The sequence below is a fragment of the Marinagarivorans sp. genome, from assembly GCF_982758155.1.
Genome location: NZ_CEXWTU010000294.1, coordinates 1 through 5,053 on the forward strand (window position 1 = coordinate 1; position 5,053 = coordinate 5,053).

Consider the following 5,053-nt stretch of genomic DNA (forward strand, 5'->3'; position numbering starts at 1 on the left):
AGCAGGATCCTTCGTCTAATTGGACAAACTATTATTGCCTCGCCCCTAAGATTTCTTTCGAAAAGCTATACCGGGCTTACAATTAACGACCTCGAAAAGATCTTCAGCACCGTTTACGCTTTCGGATGCACCTAAAAACAGAATGCCATTTGGCGCAAGTACGCTATGAATATTGCGGAGAATACGCTTTTTGAGTTCAGCGTTAAAATAGATAAGAACGTTACGGCAGAACACAATATGGTATTTTTCAAAGCCGTATGAATCACTTTGGAGGTTCAGTGGCCTAAAATCTATACCCTGCTGGAGAATAGGTTTTATTTGCCACCGGCCATCGGGGGCTGAAGAGAAAAACGCTTGTAAGCGCTCTTGGCTCAACCCCCGGGCAATGGACAATCGGTCATAAAGGCCTGCCCGAGCGCTCGCAAGAATTTCACTGGAAATGTCTGTGGCAACAATGCGGCTGGCCAGTAGTGGTTTACCCAACCGGTGGCGATTAAACTCGCTCAATGTCATATTCAGAGAATAGGGTTCTTGACCCGAAGAACACGCAGCGCACCACACACGAATATTCTGGACCCCCTCTTCCACCATCGCAGGGAATAAGGTGTTCCGGGCAAATTCAAACGGATAATTATCACGAAACCAAAGGGTTTCGTTCGTCGTCATGGCATCGACAACTTCTTGCCTCAAAGCTCGCTCAGAGGGGTTGCGTAACAAGACCAGCAGCTTGGTTACGGAACTAATATGTTCTTGCGCAAGAATTCTGCGCACGCGAGTTGCTACAAGATATTCCTTACCTACCCCCAAGTCGATACCGCACGCTTGGAGTAAAAACAGGCGAAACTCCTGATATTCAACGTCAGTAAAGCATATCCCTTTTGTCGTAGAACCTGGATTATGACTCGTCATATCGGCATCTACAGAGTCTATGAACAGGAATACCTGCTTTAAGACTCATCAAGTCCATCTCCTATTGCCTCTTTGACCCTTGCATTGACCTGCTTGGCCAGCTCGTCGGGGTGAAATTTCGCTAAAAAGGCGTTGGCCCCAACCTTTTTAACCATCGCTTCATTGAAAACACCACTGAGCGAGGTGTGCAGAATAATATGCATATTACTCAATAGAGGATTAGCCCTCACCTCGGCAGTAAATGTGTAACCATCCATTTCCGGCATTTCAATATCTGAAATGATCATTAATAGCTCTTGCGAAGGCGTTTTACCGTCTGCAATCAAGCCCTCCAAATAATCCAGCGCTTCCCGGCCATCCTTTCGCACTGTGGCAGTCATACCGATCGACTCCACCACTTTTTGTATTTGCTTACGCGCAATCGTCGAATCATCCACAATCAACACATGTCTATTGACAGAAGCATCATTTTTAGACTCTTCAATGTATTCAGCGCTAACATCTTCAGGCAGTGGTGATACCTCAGCGAGGATCTTTTCGACATCAATAATCTCGATAAGCTTACCTTCAACCTGAGTAACAGCTGTAAGATAATTATCCCTACCGGCTCCCTTGGGTGGTGGATGTATTGACGCCCAATTCATGTTGACGATACGCTCTACCGACTTAACCAAAAACCCCTGAGTTGAGCCGTTGTACTCGGTAATAATGACAAAACACTGAGAGATATTATCCAACGGCATACTACCCGTCGCTTGCCGCATATCCATAATCGGAATAGTGCCACCGCGAATATGCGCCACCCCCCTAACAACAGGATGCCGCCGAGGGATTTCATTTAAGTAAGGACACTGCAAAACCTCCTTAACTTTAAAAACGTTAATCCCATACTGTTGGGTACCGCCCAAGCTGAATAACAATAGCTCGAGCCGGTTTTGCCCCACCAGCTGTGTACGCTGGTTGACACTATCTAAAACGCCAGCCATAACAATCTCCGTTCAAAGCGAAACCTCACGATTCACACCCAAAGCTTGCGAACAATTAAACAGGCGAACCTAACGTGGCGCCCATACATACCTTTAACTCTAGTCGGTGATCCCTCCTTTTGACGAACAAAATGGAAGCAAAAGTATAAACGGCAAAGTTTATCGCCCAATACCCTCATCGGCCGCTCAAAAAAGTATGTAAAAAAAGATATAACGCGCCAAAGACCTGCTGCGCGCCAATATTTTCAATGGCATAAGTACTGCCGCACAATTCGCGGTATAACAGTCATCAATCTCACTTTTGACGGCAGATACAATCGTCGTTATTAACGGCTTAGATTTTGCGTACAGAGCTTGTAAATACCAATAATGACAAAACCTGTCATACTTTTGTCACGTTGAATAAGAACAATAAATGCACACAGAGGGTTACATATGTACCATATATCAATATTTTTACTCATTACCGGTATCTTTTTTGGCTCTTTCGCACACGCCGCCGCATCGAGCTCCGTTGATAATGACGCCACCGCTAATATGCCCTTCGAAAATATTGACGCCATGCGGGCGCAGGTCAAGGAAGTACTTTCACAACACTTCAGCTCAATCGCCCAAGACGCCCAGCTCGATATTAAAGTGTCGAGCATCGACCCCCGACTAAAATTGAAAGCATGCTCAGAAAAGAAAAACATCAAGGTGAATGGTAACAACACTAAAACGGCCAACATTTCAGTGAGAGTGAGCTGTAGCGGAGAATCGCCATGGAGTATTTTTGTACCTGCTCGCATTAATATTCTGAAAGAAGTAGTAACCGCCACACGGGATATATATAAAGGCTCCATCCTTCGCGCCGAGGACCTTTCGTTGAGCGTTCGCAACACCAGCAACCTTGGCTTTGGCTACACCAACAATACAATTCCACTGATTGGAAACGCCCTTACACGCAACATTAGTGCTGGCGGCATTATTCGTTTAAAGCACGTGAGTAAACCCATAGTAATCACTCGCGGCGATAAAATCACCTTAGAAGCAGGCCAAGGAGGGTTATCGGTAGCCACTTCAGCCATTGCTATGTCTGATGGCCAGATTGGCGATCAAATTCAAGTAAAGAACGCCCAATCTAAGCGTGTGATCGAGGCCTTTGTGGTCGCACCCGGGCGTGCTGTTGCAAACCTTTAGATCAATAGAACCAAGAGACCTTAGGGACGAGGAAACAATATTTCATCCACTAATGCTTGATATCGACATCCTTACCTTCGTTGCTCAAAGCGTTACATGCCCCGGCATGCGCCCCTTTAAGCGCCTCGATAAGAAAGCCAATCTCTTCGCCTAATTGGATAAACTATAATTACCTCGACCCTTAAATCAATAATAAAAAGTAAATAAACGCTAAAGTAATGAGTGTTGCGGCCGACAAGCTATGTGAACCGGCTGAATTTGGGAATTTAATTTCAGCCACCCCCTTTAGATAGAGAGGCATCCAACATGGTTATTGATCCCGGCGGCGTCGGCAAAAACCGACTTCATGCCCAACCTCAAGATACCAGCAAAGCGCGCGGCCCTTCGGCAAGCGGCCCTGCTAATCAATCCGCGAGCGGCCCACAAGCCTCTGCAGCCGACAACGTTTCACTAAGCGGTGCAGGCCAAGCCATGAGCCGCCTAGAAAGTAAGGTGCAAAGCAGCGCGGATGTCGATACCAACAAAGTTGCGGAGATTAAGCAATCTATCGCAAACGGGAGCTTCACCCCCAACCCGTCAGCCATTGCCGACAAAATGCTGTCTGAGTTTTAGGCAGCATTTCCTACGCTAAAGACTTCACCTACATTCTCACAACAACAATCGCAGCAGCCCCACGCTCATCAAGCTCAAAGCGCTTTCTAACAATCTCCCTGCTTTAGTTAAACATATAGGCTTAAAAACTGCATAGTTTTTAGAATATTTGGCTTTTCGGTGAAAGCGACATTTGTTTGACACAAGAGAATCTAGCGATGAGTTTTGCACACCCCCTTAATAACGACCGGTTAGCCAAAAGCATTAGCAACGATATTAATGCCTGCCAAAACTTACTCGCCCTGCTTGAACAAGAGCGGGAGCATTTAAAAAAACGGGAGATTGAGAGCTTAGATACTATAATCGAAGCAAAATCAAAGCTACTGAATCAACTGCATCAAAGCGCGTTTACACGGACACAATGGACCAATCAATACCAATCCGAAGCACAAAATGGCAACGCCTCGGCGGAGCAATCATTCAGCCAGTATGCGAATGAAAACGGTCTTACTGAACAGTGGCAAAAATTGCAGGACCTTTTTAAAGCCTGCCAAAATGCGAATGAAGTTAACGGCAAGGTAATGATGCGCAGCCAGTCGACCCATGAACGGCTATTAAATATTTTGCGGGGCCAAGACAATAACAGTCCGCTCTATAACGGCAAAGGCACAAAACACAACCAAAACGCACGCGGTACTTTAGGTGAAGCGTAATACAGTATTTTTTTGTAATATCTGACGCCAACAAACGGTATACTAGACCACTTTTTACGCAGTTGTCTTTATGTCCCCCCAGCCCAATTCCGCCACACCCGCCACAAGCACACCACAACATAACCCCTGGCGCTTTTGCACCGCCCCGATGATGGAATGGAGCGATGCGCATTGTCGTTATTTTTGGCGATTATTAACAAAAGAAGCGCGTGTCTATACCGAAATGGTAACCACGCCAGCCCTGATTCACGGTAATCGCGATCGCTTTTTATCGTTTAACAAAGAAGAGCACCCCATCGCACTGCAGCTTGGAGGCAGTAACCCCAAAGAACTTGCGGAATGCGCCAAGATGGCCGAAGACGCAGGCTTCGACGAGGTAAACCTCAATTGTGGCTGCCCTAGCGACCGGGTACAGGAAAACAAAATAGGTGCCTGTTTAATGGCAGAGCCAGAGCTTGTCGGTGACTGCATTCAAACGATGCAAAATGCGGTCAAAATTCCAGTCACGGTTAAGCACCGCATTGGTATTGACGATCTTGATAGTGCCGAGCATTTGCATCACTTTGTTAACACCCTCAGCGCCGCTGGCTGCGAGGTTTTTATCGTGCACGCGCGTAAGGCATGGCTAAAAGGCTTAAGCCCTAAAGAAAATCGCGAAATCCCTCCTCTGCAATA

Annotated in this window: 6 protein-coding genes; 4 read left to right on the forward strand and 2 right to left on the reverse strand. The window is 46.4% G+C overall.

Annotated elements, in window-relative coordinates:
* Window positions 1-45: 45 nt before the first annotated feature.
* On the reverse strand, window positions 46-909 hold the full coding sequence (locus tag AC3A8L_RS19655) for a CheR family methyltransferase (protein WP_487963970.1): 864 nt from the start codon (window positions 907-909) through the stop codon (window positions 46-48).
* A gap of 38 nt (window positions 910-947) precedes the next feature.
* Window positions 948-1,895 (reverse strand): chemotaxis protein CheV, encoded by a 948-nt coding sequence (locus tag AC3A8L_RS19660; RefSeq protein WP_487963971.1) that lies wholly within the window; start codon window positions 1,893-1,895, stop codon window positions 948-950.
* A gap of 435 nt (window positions 1,896-2,330) precedes the next feature.
* On the opposite strand from AC3A8L_RS19660, the gene flgA reads away from it, so the two are divergent.
* The 4 genes from flgA to dusA all read left to right on the forward strand — a co-directional run.
* Window positions 2,331-3,074, forward strand: coding sequence for a flagellar basal body P-ring formation chaperone FlgA (gene flgA, locus AC3A8L_RS19665; protein ID WP_487963972.1), 744 nt, complete (start codon window positions 2,331-2,333; stop codon window positions 3,072-3,074).
* Window positions 3,075-3,380: 306 nt separating this feature from the next.
* A complete protein-coding gene (flgM, locus tag AC3A8L_RS19670) occupies window positions 3,381-3,686 on the forward strand; it encodes a flagellar biosynthesis anti-sigma factor FlgM (protein WP_487963973.1) in 306 nt (101 codons plus the stop codon).
* 197 nt (window positions 3,687-3,883) lie between these two features.
* Window positions 3,884-4,378 (forward strand): flagella synthesis protein FlgN, encoded by a 495-nt coding sequence (locus tag AC3A8L_RS19675; protein ID WP_487963974.1) that lies wholly within the window; start codon window positions 3,884-3,886, stop codon window positions 4,376-4,378.
* 70 nt (window positions 4,379-4,448) lie between these two features.
* Window positions 4,449-5,053: tRNA dihydrouridine(20/20a) synthase DusA (gene dusA / locus AC3A8L_RS19680; RefSeq protein ID WP_487963975.1), on the forward strand; the 605-nt coding region annotated here is incomplete at its 3' end.

Coding starts and splice junctions, on each gene's coding strand:
- AC3A8L_RS19675 (WP_487963974.1), top strand. CDS start 3,884: ATGAGTTTTGCACACCCCCTTAATAACGACCGGTTAGCCAAAAGCATT.
- AC3A8L_RS19660 (WP_487963971.1), bottom strand. CDS start 1,895: ATGGCTGGCGTTTTAGATAGTGTCAACCAGCGTACACAGCTGGTGGGG.
- flgM (WP_487963973.1), top strand. CDS start 3,381: ATGGTTATTGATCCCGGCGGCGTCGGCAAAAACCGACTTCATGCCCAA.
- AC3A8L_RS19655 (WP_487963970.1), bottom strand. CDS start 909: ATGACGAGTCATAATCCAGGTTCTACGACAAAAGGGATATGCTTTACT.
- flgA (WP_487963972.1), top strand. CDS start 2,331: ATGTACCATATATCAATATTTTTACTCATTACCGGTATCTTTTTTGGC.